The sequence below is a fragment of the Glutamicibacter sp. 363 genome, assembly GCF_052379505.1.
Lineage (GTDB): Bacteria > Actinomycetota > Actinomycetes > Actinomycetales > Micrococcaceae > Glutamicibacter.
The window spans coordinates 1-259 of record NZ_JBQSYR010000107.1; the positions used below are offsets into that span (position 1 = coordinate 1).

At 62.9% G+C, this 259-nt stretch carries 1 pseudogene; it reads right to left on the bottom strand.

Annotated features, from left to right (window positions below):
• Positions 1-259, bottom strand: a pseudogene (locus tag ACT3UA_RS19060) (hypothetical protein); the annotation flags it as partial.

A 259-nucleotide genomic window follows, 5' to 3' on the forward strand; every position in this document is an offset into this window, starting at 1 on the left:
GTCATGGCGCGGCGTACGCTGAACTCGGAGACCCCGGCTTCGCTGGCTGCTGCGCGGTTTGAAAGGCCGGAGGCTTTGAGCTGGTGGATCTGGGTGATCAGTTCACCATCAAGTTTCGAGTTTCCTTGCGGACCACGTTTCTCACTGAGCAGCCCGGTGATCCCAGCGGTGTCTGACGCGCTTTTCCAGCGCCACAGAGTTGCGGTGGAGATGCCGAACCCGGTGGCGATCACCGGTGCGGGCGCGGCACGCAGGGATA